Genomic DNA, 17,664 nt, shown 5'->3' with positions numbered 1-17,664 from the left:
CCGCCAGCAACCCTTGATTATCACATTAAACGTTATCATATCCAGGGAATTTTTTCTGTTCTTCTATTATACCATTTTCAGGCGTAAGGATTGAATCTTTAACAACGAATGGTGAGGCATTTGTCCATTAATCCGCCATACTTACCTGTGATAATCATCACATTTTTACATAATTGTAATGAAAAAAAACATAAAAATGATATAATTTTAACAGAAACCTAGATATGGGCGTGGGAATTTATGTTACTTAAAGGGGATTACAACAAAATTGAACCTGCATCAGGTGCTATCATCATGGCATGCGGCATTTTCCTGATTGGTACTGTGGAGGCGTTCCCGATACTCGATGTGGAATACGGCAAATACCTCGCATTTTTTCTGCTTATCACGTGGGTGATTATTTACAAAGATTTGTCGATACAGTTCTTTCATCGGGATTTTCTTGTTCCTTTCATTCGAAATCCGGTCAACTCGTTTGTCATCGGAACTTGGATTGCCGGTGTATCCGTGCTGTGCAATGTATTCCTGAAATATTTTCCGGAAATTTTATTATTAACGCAAGCAATGGCTATTTTAAATACATTTTTATGGCTTTTCTTTTTAGTCAATTGCTTTTATAATTTTAAACAATTATTATTTGATTACAGGGATTTTCCGGTTCACGGTGCCATATTGCTCTCAACAGTTGGAACACAATCAATCATTATTTTATTGAATAATGTTTTTTTCCAGTTTCCTGTTTACTTTTCTGAAGCCATTATCATATTGGGCCTTGTTTTTTATCTGGCCGGAATTATATTGCTTTTTAACAGATATATCAGACACCATAACTGGACGTTTGCCGATGATTGGGCCAATACGAATTGTATTATCCATGGCGCACTGTCCATTACCGGCCTGGCCATTGTCACAACGAATACATTCACACCTGAGTTTGTCACGTATTTTTGGTTCTTGGTGTTTGCGTTATTAATTATTGTTGAGACAGTTGAGCTGGTCCGTGCCGTAAAACGGGTCAAACAATATGGATGGAACAAGGCAATTTTTACATATGATGTCACTCAATGGTCCCGAAACTTTACATTTGGCATGTTTTATACATTTACATTAGTTATGCAGCAAAACCCTTTTTATCCGGTTTCTGAAGCGCTTTATAACTTCCAGCGGGCGTTCATGGACTATTGGGCATGGATAGTACTGCTGGCTATACTGTGGGAAATTGCTATATTCATCAAGGCAAGAATGATAGAATTATATAAAGAAAAACTAATTCTTAATGATACAACCCAAAAGGAAGGATGATGGAAAATGCTTCTCGATGAAATGCTTAAATACAATAAGGAATTTGTGAAAGAGAAAAAATATGAACCGCTCCGTACCGATAGCATACCCAACAAGCGGACTGTCATCTTCACGTGTATGGAGTCACGATTAGTTGAATTGCTGCCGAAAGCATTAAACATCAAGAATGGCGATGTTAAAATGATTAAAAATGCCGGTGCGATTCTTCGTGACCCTTTCGACAGCATCATGAAGAGTATTCTTGTTGCAATACACGAATTAAAGGCGGAACAGGTTATGGTAATCGGGCATCATGATTGTGGCATGTCACATGCGGAACCAGCAGCATTCAGGCAAAGTCTGCTGAAAAATGGCATTACAGAGGAAACACTCAATACATTAACACATAGCGGAATTGATTTGGAAAATGAATTCAGTGGATTTGATTCAGTGGAAAAGTCCGTCAAAGACAGTGTTTCTGTTGTCCGCAATCACCCTTTATTGCCGTCATATGTGAATGTTCACGGTCTGGTCATCGACCCCGCAACGGGCAAGGCAGATTTGGTTACAGAAAAATAAAAAACTCCTTTAATATAGCTGATTATAACGTATTTTCAATATAACGATTATCGGCAGCTGCCGATAATCAACATTATAGAAGGTTTGTGCACTGTGTATTTTTGTCGCATTGTGCGAAATCTGCTGGCCCTCGCGCGATTTCATGCCAACCTCGCGCGAATTGCTCAACCTCCTCTGCCTTTCACCCACAGAAACACAAAAGTTATCACCATTCGCGGAATTTTATAGTTACCTAAACAATACCTGAACAATATAAAAAAGAAAACCATCTCCAATAGATTTGAGACGGTTTTCATTTTAAGGTTGATTGAAATTTATTCAGCCGCTGCCCCGCCGGCTGCCTTAATAATTTCAATCACCCGGCCTCGTGCTTTTTCACTCTTATATTTTTTCATGTGGTCAATCATAACAGGCGCCTGTTTTTTTAATTTGAACAACTCCCCAGTCAATGACTCCTCCGATAAAGTCTCTTCTTCCATAACCCGTGCATAATTCTTTTCCTTAAATGAATTCGCATTTATAATCTGGTCTCCCCTGCTGGCCGACCTTGACAGCGGAATCAGCAGCATTGGTTTGTGCAGCGCCAAAAATTCAAAAATCGCATTCGCCCCTGCACGTGACAGCACAAAGTCAGTCGCAGCGAACAGGTCCTTCAAATCCTCATTAACATATTCAAACTGGGCATAGCCATTCCGCTCTATCGACGAATCCGTTTTCCCCTGACCGCAAATATGAGCAATCTGGAATTCCGGCAAAAGCTGATCAAGGCTTGAGTGTACCGTCTGATTGATTTTCTCAGCGCCACCACTGCCGCCCATTATGAGCAGAACGGGCTTCTCTTTAGTAAAGCCGCACATTTCCAGCCCTTTTTCTTTGTCGCCCTTGAAAAGCTCATCGCGGATGACCGCTCCGACGTATTCCGCTTTCTTTTCCGGGAGATAATCGATGGTCTCCGGAAAAGTTGCCAGTACTTTCTTGGCAAACGGAATGGCTATCTTGTTGGCAAGACCGGGTGTAAAATCAGATTCGTGAATGACTGCCGGCACACCGCGCAATTTTGCCGCCATAATTACCGGTACGGAAACAAAGCCGCCCTTGGAAAAAACGACAGCCGGTTTTCGTTTGCCGATAATGTGCCATGCCTGCATTATCCCTTTCAGCACTTTAAACGGATCCTTAATATTTTCTTTTGATATGTAGCGTCGCAGTTTGCCAGTTGAAATCGGATGATATGTGACACTGTCGAGTGATTCAATCAGTCTGCGTTCAATCCCGTCTTTGGAACCGATATAATCAATTTCCCATCCCTCTTTCTGAAAAACGGGAATAAGAGCAAGGTTAACAATCACATGACCGGCAGTGCCGCCGCCTGTAAATAAAATTCTTTTTGCACTCATAAACGAAGCACTCCTTCATTCGCAATACGAAGCAAGACAGTATAACGATTCTTGCATTTAAATAACTTCTTCTATCCTAATGGAAAAATGCTTAAAAAGGAAGAGCAATATATATGATACACCATAAAAAAACAGACACTAAAAGTGGGGGATCCCCCATTGAATGCCAAAAGCGGGATAAATTAGTGCCTGCTTTTTATTGATTATCCATTCCATGCAGCCTGCAGAAGCCAACATGTATCCGGTTTAGAGGTTGACTGTCTGCAACTTTTCAGAAAAAGTTTAGAGAAACAGACCTGCAATCGTAGCGGACAGAATCGATGCCAGTGTAGCACCAACGAGCAATTTCATACCAAATCCGGAAACTTGTACAGCTTTTTTACTGTCGATCCCTTGTACAGTACCGGCGATTATTCCAATTGATGAGAAATTGGCAAAGCTTGTCAGGAACACCGAAACAATACCAATTGTCTTCTCCGACATGGATCCCAGCTTTTGCTCAAATTCAAGCATGGCGACAAATTCGTTGGTAACAATTTTCGTACCCATGACACCGCCTGCTTCAATTACCTCGCCCGGTGAAATACCCATCAGAATACCGATTGGAGCGATGATGTAACCGAGGATTTCCTGCAGTGTTACGCCTGCAAAGACCAATTGGATCAGCCAATTAACCAATTCCAGTGACGCAATGAATGCAATCAGCATCGCAGCAACAATCAATGCTATTTTTCCGCCATCCAGTGCCCCATTGCTCATGGCTTCAAAAATACTTTTATCATGAGAAACTTCCTGCACGTCCACCTGATCTTCCTCTTCAGGAATATTTACCGGAGCAATGACTGAAGCAAGTATTAACGCACTGAACATATTAAGCGGCAATGCTGCCAGTACATATTCAGGTGGAAGGATTTGCAGATACGCTCCGACAATCGAGGCGGATACTGAGCCCATGGCTGATGCACTCACAATATACAGCCGATTGTTATCCAAATGATGGAATTGTGTTTTGATCGCAAGCAATGCTTCGGATTGTCCAAAAAAGATACTGTTGACCGCATTAAACGATTCCACTTTTGGCAATCCGGTTATTTTTGATAATAATCCGCCTAAATATTTAATGATCGGCGGCAGAATCCGCAAATACGTCAGAACCGAAAGAAGTGTCGCGAAAAAGATAATCAGAAGGAGAACATTAAAGAAAAAGACACTCCCGCCTTCTGCAATCTGAATGCCGCCGACAACAAAGCTGATACCTTCCTTGCCAAATTCAATTAATTTATTAAACCCGGCCGAAATTCCTTTGATAATGGCACTGCCTATTTTCGTATTAAACATGAACCAGGTAATGACAAGCTGAGCCAGAAGCATAACACCAATACCCGTGTAATTTATATTTTTCTTATCATTGGACATCAAATAGGCAAGTCCCAAAACAAGAATGATTGCTAAAATACCAAACAGTATATCCACTGATGTACCTCCCTTTTTAACTTAAAGCGAACTCATGCATACACTGAAACTGCTTACAATTTCGCTTTTTCCAATTTTGATTTTATCAGGTTGTCAGACGTCTGGCAATATAATTTTTTACCATCCAAGCTATATTTAGTTATTCCCTGTAAATTCGAATATTAACATGACCTGAAATTTTGCTTTTTCAGACTAAAAGTGATTTTCTCATGTCAAAATAGATATCAAACTAAACATTTAGTTTTAGCAGTTTTACGATTATTGATTATCGTCTTTCTTCTTAAAATTAATTTTTCAGCAGATGCGTTGTTCTGCAAACATGGTATATTTAAACTGCTGAAAAAGCAGTCACCAGCTGAACTGCTTGCCAAAAGATTACACAATTCAATCCAATTCTCAGGTAACTTTTCCATATAAAAAACCCCCGCCATGACTTCCAATCAAAGCGAGGGTTTCATTAATTTCAATTAGCCTTCCAGCAATAAATCATAAGGGTCTTCCAGCAATTCTTTTATACGTACAAGGAATTGTACAGCTTCCTTGCCATCAACAATCCGATGGTCATATGATACTGCAAGATACATCATTGGGCGTACTTCAATCGAATCATCCGGCATAACCATAGGGCGTTTTTGAATATTATGCATACCAAGTATACCAACCTGTGGGGAATTCAGGATAGGCGTTGACAGCATCGATCCAAAAGTACCGCCGTTTGTTATGGTAAAAGTTCCGCCTTGCAGATCTTTCAGTGACAATTCCTTATTGATTGCTTTTTTACCTAAATCACCGATCTCTTTTTCAACACCGGCGAAGTCAAGTTTATCTGCATCACGCACAACCGGTACAACAAGTCCTTCATCGGTGGATACGGCAATCCCGATATCATAGAAATTTTTCTTAACAATTTCTTTACCTTGTATTTCCGCATTCAGAAGCGGGAAGTCTTTTAACGCACCGATAACCGCTTTGGTAAAGAAGGACATGAAACCTAATTTTACGCCGTGTTTGTCTTTGAAGTCTTCTTTCCGCTCGTTACGCAATTGCATAATAGCTGACATGTCGACTTCGTTAAATGTTGTCAGCATAGCCGCTTCCTGCTGCACCTCAACAAGACGGTTAGCAATGGTCTGACGGCGGCGGGACATCTTGATTCTTTCAACCGGCTTATCGAACTCGGTTTTCTCTGATTGTTTTGGCTCTTCTTTTTTAGCCGGCTTGGAATCTTTTTGATCGCTTCCGCCTTTTGCCGCAGAATCCACATCTTCCGGGCGAATCCGGCCTAATGGATCACGTGACTGGACGTCGCTCAGGTCAATGCCAAGTTCACGGGCACGTTTACGGGCTGCAGGTGATGCAATGACATCCTGGCTGCTGTCAGAGGATTCATCTTGCTTGTCTTGTTTTTCTTCTTTTGCCGGTTCCGGGGATTTCTCTTCTTCAGTCTCAGACTTTTCGGATTCAGCGGATTCTTTTTTCTCTCCTTCATCTGAATCGCTTCCGCCTGCCTCAGCATTTTCATCCAATTTAGCAATTACATCGCCGACTTCCACATCTTGGCCTTCCTCGGCAACAATTTCAGTTATAACACCTGTATAGTCCGTGTTCACCTCGACGTTGACTTTGTCAGTTTCCAATTCGACAATCGCATCGCCTTTTTCAACTTTGTCACCTTTTTTGACGAGCCATTCGGATATTGTTCCTTCTGTAATCGACTCGGCAAGTTCCGGAACTTTAATTTCACTCACTGAAATCTCCTCCTTCAGACGGGTTAATTGCTTGTTCAATGATTTGCTGCTGTTCTGCTTTATCTACGTTTGGCTCCCCTACCGCTGGTGATGCACGGTGTGGACGGCCAATATACCTTAGAGTCTGGTCCTCCGTTAATAAATCCCTCAGATAGTCATCAACAAAATCCCAGCTTCCCATATTCTGAGGTTCTTCTTGTACCCAGACGATCTCTTTCAAATTCGGCAGCTCTTTTAGTTCTTTTTCCAGCTGCTTTTTCGGGAATGGATAAATCTGTTCAAGTCTGAGTACACGCAGCCATTCAAATTTCTCATTCGAATTCTCAATGGCATCTTCAATATCAACCATGACCTTGCCGCTGCCAATCAAGAGCCTTTTTGCATGTTTCTTGCTCACTTTCAGGTTTGGCTGCTGTCTTAATGGTTCAAACTTGCCTTCTGAAAATTCTTCAGGGCTGGAAGCGACTCGTTGATTACGCAACAGACTTTTTGGCGACATCAGGATTAACGGACGCGCTTCTTCTTTCCCGCGCATCGCCGCCTGCCGGCGAATCAAATGGAAAAACTGTGCCGATGATGTGACATTGGCAACAATCCAATTGTTTTCCGCAGCCAGCTGCAAAAATCTTTCCAGCCGTGCACTGGAGTGTTCAGGTCCCTGGCCTTCATACCCATGCGGCAACAGCATAACCATATTGGATTTATCGCCCCATTTGGCCCGTGCTGCCGAAATAAACTGGTCAAATATAACTTGAGCAGCATTGGCGAAGTCACCAAACTGAGCTTCCCAGATAACTAGTGTACTTGGTGCCTGAACGCTGTAACCATATTCAAACCCTAAAACACCGGCTTCTGACAATGGACTGTTTCGGATATCAAACGATACGTCCACACCTTCAAGTCCGTGCATTGGGCAATATGTTTCACCTGTTTCAGCATCATGCAGAACCAGATGTCTGTGGGCGAACGTTCCCCGTTCTGTATCCTGCCCGGTTAACCGGATTGGAATGCCGTCGTTAAGAATGGATGCATAGGTCAATGCCTCGCCTGCACCCCAATCTGCTTTATTCCCTTCTTCCAGAACATGATCGCGCCGGCTCAGGATCCGCTTTAATTTACGGAAAACAGTAAACCCTTCCGGACGGGATTGTAAGTCTTTGTTCAGCCTTTTCAAGGTTTCCAGCGGGACGGCCGTCTCAAACCGGTCAAGACCATTTGTCAAAGCTTGCGGCATACTTTTGATTTCCGCTTCTGCCGAGTCATCTTCTTTCATATTTTCATAAATCTCGCGCAGATTCGACTCGGTTTGATTTTTCAGGTTTTTCAATTCACCCTCTTCAACAACCCCCTCTTTTTGCAGTCTTTCAGCAAAAACGTTTGCTGCTGTAGGATGATTATCAATCTCGTGATACAAGTAAGGCTGTGTCGCCCGCGGTTCATCCATTTCGTTATGACCGTAACGACGGTAACCGACGAGATCAATCAAGAAATCTTTATGGAATTTTTGACGGTACTCAAACGCCATTTTCATAGCAACAACACATGCAACTGGATCATCAGCATTCACATGAACAATTGGAATTTCAAATCCTTTTGCCAAATCACTTGCATAATGTGTTGATCTGCCTTCCTCCTGGTTTGTCGTATAACCGAGAAGATTATTTGCAATAATATGAAGGGTTCCGCCTATCTGATAACCTGCCAACCCTTTAAAGTTCAGCGTTTCAGCAACGACACCTTCACCGATAAACGACGCATCACCATGTATCAATACAGGTAATGCCTTATTGAAATCCTGCCCCGGATAGCCTTTTTGGAAGCGGTAGTCCTGACCCGCACGTGCAAACCCTTCAGCAACCGGATTTACAAACTCCAAGTGTGATGGATTGTTGGCGAGTGTAATGCGTGTCGATGTACCGTTGCCTTCCTGCACGTCCTTCGTTGCGCCAAAGTGATATTTAACATCGCCTGTCCAGCCGGAATTAATGCCGGATGAGCCTTCGGACGGGATCAATTCCTTATCAGGCGAATGGTGAAATTCGGAAAAGATCTTATCAAAGGGCTTTCCAAGTACGTGTGCCAATACGCTGAGCCGACCGCGGTGAGCCATTCCCATCATAATGTGTTCAATCTTATCATCAATTGAATTGTTAACCACACGATCAAGCATCGGGATCATTGATTCCAAACCTTCAATGGAAAAACGTTTTTGACCGACAAATGTTTTTTGCAGGAATTCTTCAAATCCTTCCACTTGAGCCATCCGCTCAAGCAGACTTTTTTTGTTTTCAGCTGAACTCGCTGCATGATATTTGCCTGATTCGATATAGTTGAGCAGCCATGCACGTTCATCATCACTGTTCACATGGTCATATTCAAACGTAATTGTTCCGGAATATAATTTTTTCAGCTCTTGGATAACCTCAAACCCGTCATTCACGCTCTCGGGGGCCTTTTCCCACAATAAGTTGGCAGGTATATTCCGCAAGTCTTCTTCAGATAATCCGTATGTGTCCGGATCAACCATATCTGTGCTGCGGCCATCGTGGCCCACCGGATAAATATCTGCCTCAAGATGTCCAAAACGACGAATAGCCTCAACAAGTCTCATTGCTGAGGTCAATTTTTTAATATCAGTGGTGGGTGATACTGGTTCAGATACTGCTGTCCGGCTCGGGCTTTGTGCAGATTTTGTCCAGTCAGGAGCACCATGCTTGTCGAAAAGTTCTATTAAAGATGGATCAACTGCATCACGGTCTTCCTTATATAGCTCATATTGTTCCTCAATGTAACCCATATTTGGCCCATGAAAACTGCCCCAGAATCTCTCACTGGTTTCTTCATTTTGTGCCACGTCTATACCTCCATTAGAAGTTAACTTTATCCCGTTGCTAAACGGCCTTTTACACTCTGTATGCTATTATAGAACTTTAGCGTCAGATTCATCAACTAATATACCCTATTTTCGACAACGAAACAACAGCGAATCCGGTATCCAAAAAATGAAATAATTCGAACATATTGAATCCCCGTTATACAGGTGTTTATACCGTCAATTATGGAATTAAGCCAAACGGGCATCACTGGCAGTTATTCCCTCAAAGCTCCCTGTTTAATCAACGGAAATTAACGGATGATAAGTTGCTGATAAAATAAGCTCATGGTTCACATCAGAGGAATTATCCTATATAATAGGGGCATGTTATAATCAATAGATGGTATACATATGCTATATGAGGAGGCAATATCATGAAACTGGCACTGATATTGGGTGTTACCGTGACATTTGTGGTTTCCTGTTTTACAGCGGGCTATGATGCCAAACCCGGAGTACCAAAAAACGACCAGTAAGTGAAACTTCATTCGTGGGTTGCCTTTTTCCCCACTGAATGTCAGTTGAACAGAATCAAAGTAAAACGTTGCAATAAAAGCATCGGCTGTGCTGCCGATGCTTTTATTGCATTATAACTATGCCATTCCCGGAAATCCCTGCTGTCTCAATACTTCATACACAATAATCGCTGCCGTGTTTGCCAAATTAAGCGAACGGACTTTATCACCCATGTGAACCCGCAGGCATTGATCTTCCTTCCCTTTCAAAAACCCCTCCGGAAAACCGCTGCCTTCACGGCCAAACACAAAAAATAAGTCTTGTTCTATATCGGTGAAATCGTAATTGTTGTAATAATTTGAACCGACATTTTCAATATAATAGTATTTACCATCCGCATGTGCTTTATATAAATCCTCGATGGCATCATATTCCCGGACATCCACATATGGCCAATAATCAAGTCCTGCCCGGCGGACCATTTTATCATCAGTGGAAAATCCCAGCGGGCGAATTAAGTGCAATGTTGCGTTCGCTGACAGACAAGTTCTGGCGATATTACCTGTATTAGCAGGAATTTCAGGCTGATATAATACGACATGCAAACTCACTGTTCCATTCTCCTCTTCCAAATTAACATGGACTGTTTTTCAAATCCGCAGCTTCAAATTAAAAATGCAAAGACAGCCTTTACTTTTAACAACTTCATTATTATACCACTACTCGCCAATCCGGAAAAATTTATATTGAATATCCGGAGTCCAGGCTGTGGAATCCTCATATGACCAATAGCGGTTGCGGCTATTATCAGTATGAGCATTAACCAGCGGCATGCCATTGGCATCCTTGGTAACGACTATTGTATTATGATTCCAGTTTCCGTCCCCCTCAAAATCATAACAGATAATATCACCAGGAATAAGATCACGGGCCGATTCCATTTCTTTTCCCGTTAAACCTGACGTCGATCCGCTTAAATACCAGCGCAATGAATGCGCCACCGCCCAGCTGTAGCTCCAATTGTCACCCTGATACCACCAGCCGCTCCCCCGGTCAGGTGCTCCCCGCATAGGAGCACCGCCGGCATACATACACTGTGAGACGTAATTCGTGCAATCGACAGCAAACTGGCGGTATGCCGGATTATAACTGTTCCACCATCGCTCCGCATACTGAACGGTTGCACGCCTGTCGTAGGTAAATCGTTCTCCCGATAAATCCCTGAGTGAGGCTGACTCGATAGGTGTTTCGTTTGCCATTTCAAATGGACCTTTCACCGATTTATGTTCCATTATTTCCCCATTCTTCCACTTGAATTGGAACGGAATCACCTGTTCTTCCCTGAAAAAATGACTTTGCTGCTTGACCAGAAATGATAAGTGCAATAAATATCGGTATATTGCCTGACCGGAATGCCGGAGCTCCTCATAGACATGTCCTTGTCCACTGATCCGGACAATTTCAGCTTCACGCTCACGATATAAATCTTTCTTCCGACTCCACCAGTCATTTTGCTGCCGTCCGGAACGAAAAAAATTGAGCCAGATATCATGTAACTTTTCCATAAAAAATCCCCTCCATCGATAGTATATGGAGAGAATGATTGTCCAAACATCGTTATTCAGACTCAAGTGTCAGAAGGAATTCTTTTTTGTCCAAACCGCCGCCGTAGCCAACCAATTTGCCATCAGCTCCTACGACGCGATGGCAAGGCACCACAATCGAAAACGGATTCTTGTTAACGGCCCCGCCGACTGCACGGACAGCTTTCGGATTATTAATTGTCTGTGCGATATCTTTATATGTTTTCGTATCACCATATGGAATTTTATTATACAACGCCTGCCATACCTTCTGCTGAAAAGGTGTGCCATAAAAAGCAAAATCAAACGTAAAGTCCTGCCGTTCACCCTGAAAATATTCACGCAGTTCGCTTGCAGCAAGGTCAACTTTTTCAGGCTCCTGAATAAATTCCGGATCATCAAAATAGCGCTCGCTCCAATGCCGGAGTTTATCTTCAATTTCAGCAAACGATCCGTAATCGATTCGGACAGCTTTTTTGCTGTCGCTGACAATCGTCAATTCCCCCACGGGAGACTCCATTTCACCATAATACAGCTCCATTATTAACGCCTCTTTTCAAATAAAATGGTTTTCATCCAGGTGCCGAGTGTTTTTAAAAAGATCTATTCATGAATTTTGCTGCCGCTCTTTAACCCCGCAGTTGAACGAACAGGGCATTTAGGTTCAGTCGAGGAGGCTCACCAGCCGCCTGCGGAAAGCGACGAGCAAAACATCCACCGAGTAAGCTGCGAGTTGCGAAGCGTGCTTCTTCGCTGAAAATCTTGCAACACGACGAGCACCAAGTGTATTTCCGGAGCGATATCATAGCACTCACGAATTCTTTCACAGCAAGTTTCGGTTTATGGATATTGTTTCAACAAATCATTTAGAAAACAGGCTTCTGAAATGCCAGGCCTTTTTCCATTTCGAGAAGAACTTGTTCATCACTTTCCTTTTCCATCGCTGTTTCAATCGCCAAAAATGCTTCACGTGTGCCGATTTTCCCAAGCGACCATGCTGCCGTACCGCGGATAACCGGTCGCGGGTCATTGTTCATAACAGCAATCATATCCTCAACGGCCGTCTCATCCTTATAATGGCCAAGCGCGATCAAGGCATTGCGCTGCAACGGTTTTTTTCCGCGCCATGAGCCGGCAATATGCCCAAACGTATTTTTAAATTCGCGGTTGGATATCCTGATCAGCGGCTTCAGTTTAGGTTTAGCCACATCCGGTTCCGGTTCAAACTCAGGGTGATGATGAAAGTCAATTTTCCTGTTATACGGACAGACCACCTGACATGTGTCAAATCCATAAATGAAATTACCGATTTTCGGACGGAATTCATCAGGCATGAAATCTTTTGTCTGGGTTAAAAATGCCAGGCATCGCTGAGCGTTCAACTGTCCGTCCTGAACGAGCGCACCGGTCGGACAGGCGTCCAGGCATTTCGTACACGACCCACAGCCATCCTCCAGCGGGGTATCCGGAATAAATGGAAGATTTGTGATCAGTTCACCCAAATAAACGTATGAGCCGAACTCGGGTGTGATCATCGCGGTGTTTTTGCCGCTGAACCCAATACCAGCTCGTTCAGCCACAGCCCGGTCGGACAGTTCACCTGTATCAACCATTTCCTTCGTCGACGCCTCAGGCACTTTTTCTTTGATAAAGGCTGAGAGTTTCCCGAGTTTTTCTCTTAGTACCTCATGGTAATCCACACCCCACGAAGCACGGCAAAATACGCCGCGGCGCTCTTCTTTTGTGCTTTTCGGAGCATTCTTGATACGAGACGGGTACGCCAGAGCGATGGAGATAATCGATTGCGCTTCCGGCAGCAGCCTGTCAGGTTCTGTCCGCTCTGCAATCGAACCTTTCTCAAAGCCTGACTGGTAGCCTAGTTCCTGCTGGCGTTTCAGCCGTTCTTTCAAGCCTTCAAATACATCCGCAGAAGCAAACCCGATTTTATCGATGCCGATTTCTTTGCTGTATGCTATAACTTCCTGTTTAAGTTGTTCTGTCTTCATTCGGGCTGCCTCCTTTTCTATCTTATTTCCTTTGCTTAACCTTTGCTGTACGCATTCTGTTCAGCGCAGCTGCAATTTCGTACCGTCTTGGACGTGCAATATCGCCCGGGTGCTGATCTTTAAATATTGTAAACGAAGCAAGTCCCTTTTGATTCATTTGCTGCTCGATATCGTCGAGCAGCTCATTTAGTGTCCTGTCCCCAAGCGCATTGGTACGGTCTAAATATTGGATGATTTCGGCAATCATTCGTGTCTGCGATGTATCGACAAGCTGCTCAGTGGCTGCAAACGTAATATCCGTTTGACCCATCAGAATTTTTGTCAGCCCTTTAGCCTGTGTTTTCGACTTTTTACCTTTTCTGGTCTGTAATGAATTTTGCTGAAAATACCGCTCACTGATGCTGCCAAATGCTGCTTCTTTTTCTGATGACCGACCAACCGGATTTTCCGATATGATCGCCCTTGCCTCATCTGTAACATTGTACGGTACATAAGCTTCCATCATAATGACCGAATCGGCAACGTCAAAATAATCACCGGATCCGCCCATTACCAAAAGCGTTGACACATCAAGCTGATCACGCATCTGGCTGATTTTGTCTATGAATGGTGTGATTGGCTCTTTATCCTTATGAACCAGCTTCTGCATACGCTGATCACGAATCATGAAGTTCGTGGCGCTTGTATCCTCATCAATCAGCAAGGTTCCAGCACCGGCTTCCAGAGCCTCCATCACATTGGCTGCCTGTGACGTACTGCCACTGGCATTTTCCGTTGAGAAAAACGTCGTATCTTGTTTATGCGGCAAATTATTGATGAACGGTGAAATATTTACACCTGTCACTTGCCGGCCATCTTCAGCACGGATTTTTACAGCATCCGGATCTGTGAGGACATATTCACGTCCATCCCCCTTTGTATGGGAGTAAATACCGCGTTCAATCGCTTCAAGGATGGTGCTTTTACCATGGTAGCCGCCGCCGACAATCAGTGTAATGCCTTTTTCCACTGCCATGCCTTTAATTGGGCCTGTCTGATGTGGAATCTCGATGGCCACTTCATTTTCTTTCGGACTCTGAAACGGCACCGCATCTTTCAGTGGCCGATTGCTGACACCGCTCCCTCTTGGAAGAACAGATCCGTTGGCAACAAATGAAATCCAGTTGTTTTTGTTCATTTCCTCCTTAATCGCTTCCTGCTGATCAGCCAGCTGGACAGCAGCTTCAATTTCTTGGTCGCTAATCGAAAAAACAGAATTTCTTAAGATGGCAGGGATCACATCGGCAAACAATTTTTCTGCTTCTCTGCCATTAATTTTGCGACCGTTCGCCGGCAAACCGATTGAAATACAGACGGTAATTGATTTGGAGTCTGCCTGCACAGCACTGCGCTCGAGCACTTCCTGGCCCGGGCGGTCAAATTGGATATTGCCGCTTTTCCCGGACCCTTTTATGAAAAAATTGCCTTTCGCGATGGCGCCGCCTACCTTGCGCGCAAGAATGTCCTCCGTTGCAACTCTGCGTCTGTACGACTCAAGCCAATTGGCATTCAGCGCACGTTTTTGGGCCGGAACAACCGCCCGAATTTTAGAAGGTGTCGCAAATGGATCACCTTGAACATAATCTATATATAAATCAAAATCGGAAAATTTGTAGTGACCTTGCACACTTTTATAAGCCTTATAGCCTTTTCCATCAATCTGTTTCAGTGTCTGCATGAGTTGTTTCATAACGTATCCCTCAAATTTATTATGGTTTTATCAATTTCAAAGAAAGTTGAGCGGGTTCATCTGCCTTGTGCAACTAACATTCAGTGGAGAAAACCGCTCCACGATGAAGTTTCACTCTATGCATAGAATACATGGTGAAAATTACACATTCAAGTAAAGCGGAAGCCTGGCACTAGAACAAAGGCTCGGGGCGCCCGTTTGGCGACGTACGGACCGCGCTCAGCGCTGCAGGTGGGTCGGCGTTGCCGCGCATCGCGGCGGTTTTAGCCGATCTGCCCCACTGGCCGCAGGAGATAAAGGAAGCATGTCCCCTTATAGGGGGTATGCCGACGTTGGGCGCAAAGCCCGGGTTTAGTCGGCCTTCCTTAGGCTTCTAGAATCGCTGTTGACTTATCGGACGGAGGTGAAGGAGGTCACGCTAGTCGCTGGAGCCGGACTTGGCTATTTTTGATAAGGCATTCGTAGAGCCAAAATTTTATACTCTCTTATACTATGAAAAAACGCAATGCTTCGGTATATGGCGAAACACTGCGTTATGACTTACTTATGTATGGAGCGGGTGATGGGAATCGAACCCACGACATCAGCTTGGAAGGCTGAGGTTTTACCACTAAACTACACCCGCACGTCTTGCAACTGCAAAATATGTATTTTTTGAATAACACTATATATTATACCAATACTACCTAATAGAATCAACCGTCTATAACAATTTTATACTAAGAGGCTATCATTATTGCCATGGAATAGGACACATGATAAGGCCTCAGCGGGAAAGAAAAATTTATTTTCCATGCCCCTTTTCTCCATTTCATTTCGAATATATATATGACCCCTACAGCACACAATTTTCAACACTGCACTGGTCACACACAAGCAGCTTCTTAAAGTAATCCATCTTTTTAATCAGAAAGGATTTATTTTCCTTGGCAATAATGCCTTGCTCTTTCCACTTATTCACAATCCGGCTGACGGTTTCTCTGGAGATTGCAATGTGTTTACTGATATCCTGGATCATGACCGGTTCGGTAATCCGGATACCATCTGGGGTAACAACACCGTGCATATTCGAGTAGCGGACAAATACTGAAGCAACTGCCCCTTCTGAACCAAATGCTATGTAATCACGGATTTTTGCTTTGCTTCCTTCCAGTGACTCAGCTATCCAGCGGGTAAAGTGAAGGCTTAAAAGGCCATTTTGCGATAAAATTTCTTCTATCGTTTTTCGGTCAATCACATATAAAACACTATCCTGCAATGCTTTTGCAGAATTCGAATAGTTAACACCGCCAAATACGCCTATTTCACCGACCCCATCATGAATGCCGCGTGTAAAAACGGTCAGTTCTTTATTTGGTTCAACTTTTTTAAAAACACGTACTATTCCATGGTTAAGAAAATATAGACATTCAGCAGGCGTCCCTTCTTTAAAGACAAATGAATTTTTTGGTATATGTATCTCGTTTGAAGCAGCTATCAATATATCACGTTCCTGTGTGCTCAGTCGTTCCAATATCGGCTCCATCTAGAGCTCCCCCTTTGCTTATTATATTTATATACCACATTATAAGGGATTTCAAACCACTATTCTGTGACATTTGTCACGGTTTACAGAAAAAGCGTATCATTATAAAATAGAGTTATTTTAAGGAGGCGAATGAATTGTCCGTTTATCCTATTATACTATCTCAAACCAGTCTCACCAACCGTGACACCCTGACTTATCCTTTTGAAGAACGGGGATTGCAGTTTGGCGATGGTATTTATGAAGTGATTCGTATTTACCAGGGGTCGTACTATCTGATCACCGAACATGTCAACCGGCTATTCCGGTCTGCTGAGGCGATCAAGCTCGATCTGCCATTTTCCAAACAAGAGATTACCAGCCTGCTGCACGACTTACTGACACAGAATGAAATGGCATCTGATGGCATTGTATACCTGCAGGCGACACGTGGTTCTGCACCGCGCACTCATGCTTTCCCCCCAGATACCCCGGCGAATGTTTATGCATATGTACGGGATATGCCGCGTAAAACGAAGAATCTGACAAACGGGGCGTCTGCCATTACGGAACGCGATACTCGCTGGGAAAATTGCTACATTAAGAGTTTAAACTTGCTTCCAAATGTGCTTGCAAAACAAAAAGCGCAGGAAAACGGCTCATATGAGGCAATTCTGGAGCGTGACGGAAAGGTGACTGAATGCAGTTCATCGAATATTTATCTTGTAAAAGACGGCAAAATATATACACATCCCGCAACAAACCGGATTCTCCACGGTTGCGTGCGTATGCGCGTTGAGCAATTTGCTGCTGATTTGGATATTCCATTTGTCGAGCAGGCTTTTTCGGTTGAGGATATTGCGAATGCTGATGAACTGTTCCTGTCAAGCAGTACATCAGAAATCATGCCGATCGTTGAAGTGGACAGTAATCAAGTTGCTGACGGACTGCCCGGCAAAACCACCCAAAAACTGCAGTCAGCCTATGAAAAAGATGCCGGCCTTGTTAAGGAACGAATCTAGCCTTTTGTCAT

Annotated in this window: 13 protein-coding genes and 1 tRNA gene; 3 read left to right on the top strand and 11 right to left on the bottom strand. The window is 43.5% G+C overall.

What is annotated here, in order from left to right:
- The first annotated feature begins 240 nt into the window (after nucleotides 1–240).
- Entirely contained in the window at nucleotides 241–1,302 is a 1,062-nt protein-coding gene (locus tag VK097_RS06555) for a TDT family transporter (protein ID WP_324211004.1), read from the top strand.
- A gap of 6 nt (nucleotides 1,303–1,308) precedes the next feature.
- The gene (locus VK097_RS06550; protein WP_324211003.1) at nucleotides 1,309–1,860 is read left to right on the top strand and encodes a beta-class carbonic anhydrase; all 552 of its coding nucleotides are present in this window, start codon (nucleotides 1,309–1,311) and stop codon (nucleotides 1,858–1,860) included.
- A 314-nt stretch (nucleotides 1,861–2,174) separates the two neighbouring features.
- On the opposite strand, the gene murG is transcribed toward VK097_RS06550, so the two are convergent.
- The 11 genes from murG to VK097_RS06495 form a co-directional block, all read right to left on the bottom strand.
- Nucleotides 2,175–3,257 (bottom strand): undecaprenyldiphospho-muramoylpentapeptide beta-N-acetylglucosaminyltransferase, encoded by a 1,083-nt coding sequence (gene murG / locus VK097_RS06545; RefSeq protein WP_324211002.1) that lies wholly within the window; start codon nucleotides 3,255–3,257, stop codon nucleotides 2,175–2,177.
- Between the two features lie 282 nt (nucleotides 3,258–3,539).
- Complete coding sequence (locus VK097_RS06540; RefSeq protein ID WP_324211001.1) at nucleotides 3,540–4,730, bottom strand: NupC/NupG family nucleoside CNT transporter; 1,191 nt, start codon at nucleotides 4,728–4,730, stop codon at nucleotides 3,540–3,542.
- 467 nt (nucleotides 4,731–5,197) lie between these two features.
- Complete coding sequence (gene odhB, locus VK097_RS06535) at nucleotides 5,198–6,478, bottom strand: 2-oxoglutarate dehydrogenase complex dihydrolipoyllysine-residue succinyltransferase (RefSeq protein ID WP_324211000.1); 1,281 nt, start codon at nucleotides 6,476–6,478, stop codon at nucleotides 5,198–5,200.
- Nucleotides 6,471–9,332: a 2-oxoglutarate dehydrogenase E1 component gene (locus tag VK097_RS06530; protein ID WP_324210999.1), complete on the bottom strand. Its 2,862-nt coding sequence runs from the start codon at nucleotides 9,330–9,332 to the stop codon at nucleotides 6,471–6,473. Before VK097_RS06530 ends, odhB begins: the two co-directional genes overlap by 8 nt.
- Before the next feature lie 614 nt (nucleotides 9,333–9,946).
- On the bottom strand, nucleotides 9,947–10,420 hold the full coding sequence (locus VK097_RS06525) for a tRNA (cytidine(34)-2'-O)-methyltransferase (protein ID WP_324210998.1): 474 nt from the start codon (nucleotides 10,418–10,420) through the stop codon (nucleotides 9,947–9,949).
- 108 nt (nucleotides 10,421–10,528) lie between these two features.
- Nucleotides 10,529–11,374, bottom strand: coding sequence for an amidase domain-containing protein (locus VK097_RS06520; RefSeq protein ID WP_324210997.1), 846 nt, complete (start codon nucleotides 11,372–11,374; stop codon nucleotides 10,529–10,531).
- 52 nt (nucleotides 11,375–11,426) lie between these two features.
- Entirely contained in the window at nucleotides 11,427–11,933 is a 507-nt protein-coding gene (locus VK097_RS06515; protein ID WP_324210996.1) for a methylated-DNA--[protein]-cysteine S-methyltransferase, read from the bottom strand.
- 325 nt (nucleotides 11,934–12,258) lie between these two features.
- Nucleotides 12,259–13,398: a tRNA epoxyqueuosine(34) reductase QueG gene (gene queG / locus VK097_RS06510; protein WP_324210995.1), complete on the bottom strand. Its 1,140-nt coding sequence runs from the start codon at nucleotides 13,396–13,398 to the stop codon at nucleotides 12,259–12,261.
- A 22-nt stretch (nucleotides 13,399–13,420) separates the two neighbouring features.
- On the bottom strand, nucleotides 13,421–15,127 hold the full coding sequence (locus tag VK097_RS06505) for an ABC-ATPase domain-containing protein (RefSeq protein WP_324210994.1): 1,707 nt from the start codon (nucleotides 15,125–15,127) through the stop codon (nucleotides 13,421–13,423).
- 551 nt (nucleotides 15,128–15,678) lie between these two features.
- Nucleotides 15,679–15,752, bottom strand: a tRNA-Gly gene (locus VK097_RS06500).
- A 210-nt stretch (nucleotides 15,753–15,962) separates the two neighbouring features.
- On the bottom strand, nucleotides 15,963–16,652 hold the full coding sequence (locus tag VK097_RS06495; protein WP_324210993.1) for a Crp/Fnr family transcriptional regulator: 690 nt from the start codon (nucleotides 16,650–16,652) through the stop codon (nucleotides 15,963–15,965).
- Between the two features lie 137 nt (nucleotides 16,653–16,789).
- Between VK097_RS06495 and dat the strand changes: the two genes are divergently transcribed.
- On the top strand, nucleotides 16,790–17,653 hold the full coding sequence (gene dat, locus VK097_RS06490) for a D-amino-acid transaminase (protein ID WP_324210992.1): 864 nt from the start codon (nucleotides 16,790–16,792) through the stop codon (nucleotides 17,651–17,653).
- Nucleotides 17,654–17,664 lie beyond the last annotated feature (11 nt).

Source organism: Lentibacillus sp. (assembly GCF_035301675.1).
In the GTDB taxonomy this organism is placed as follows: domain Bacteria; phylum Bacillota; class Bacilli; order Bacillales; family Amphibacillaceae; genus Lentibacillus.
This window is presented reverse-complemented; position numbering and strand designations above follow the sequence as displayed.

Bases quoted from the DNA above. Each gene is read 5' to 3' on its own strand.
- VK097_RS06555 (WP_324211004.1), top strand. From the start codon at position 241: ATGTTACTTAAAGGGGATTACAACAAAATTGAACCTGCATCAGGTGCT.
- VK097_RS06550 (WP_324211003.1), top strand. From the start codon at position 1,309: ATGCTTCTCGATGAAATGCTTAAATACAATAAGGAATTTGTGAAAGAG.
- murG (WP_324211002.1), bottom strand. From the start codon at position 3,257: ATGAGTGCAAAAAGAATTTTATTTACAGGCGGCGGCACTGCCGGTCAT.
- VK097_RS06520 (WP_324210997.1), bottom strand. From the start codon at position 11,374: ATGGAAAAGTTACATGATATCTGGCTCAATTTTTTTCGTTCCGGACGG.
- VK097_RS06515 (WP_324210996.1), bottom strand. From the start codon at position 11,933: ATGGAGCTGTATTATGGTGAAATGGAGTCTCCCGTGGGGGAATTGACG.
- queG (WP_324210995.1), bottom strand. From the start codon at position 13,398: ATGAAGACAGAACAACTTAAACAGGAAGTTATAGCATACAGCAAAGAA.
- VK097_RS06505 (WP_324210994.1), bottom strand. From the start codon at position 15,127: ATGAAACAACTCATGCAGACACTGAAACAGATTGATGGAAAAGGCTAT.
- VK097_RS06495 (WP_324210993.1), bottom strand. From the start codon at position 16,652: ATGGAGCCGATATTGGAACGACTGAGCACACAGGAACGTGATATATTG.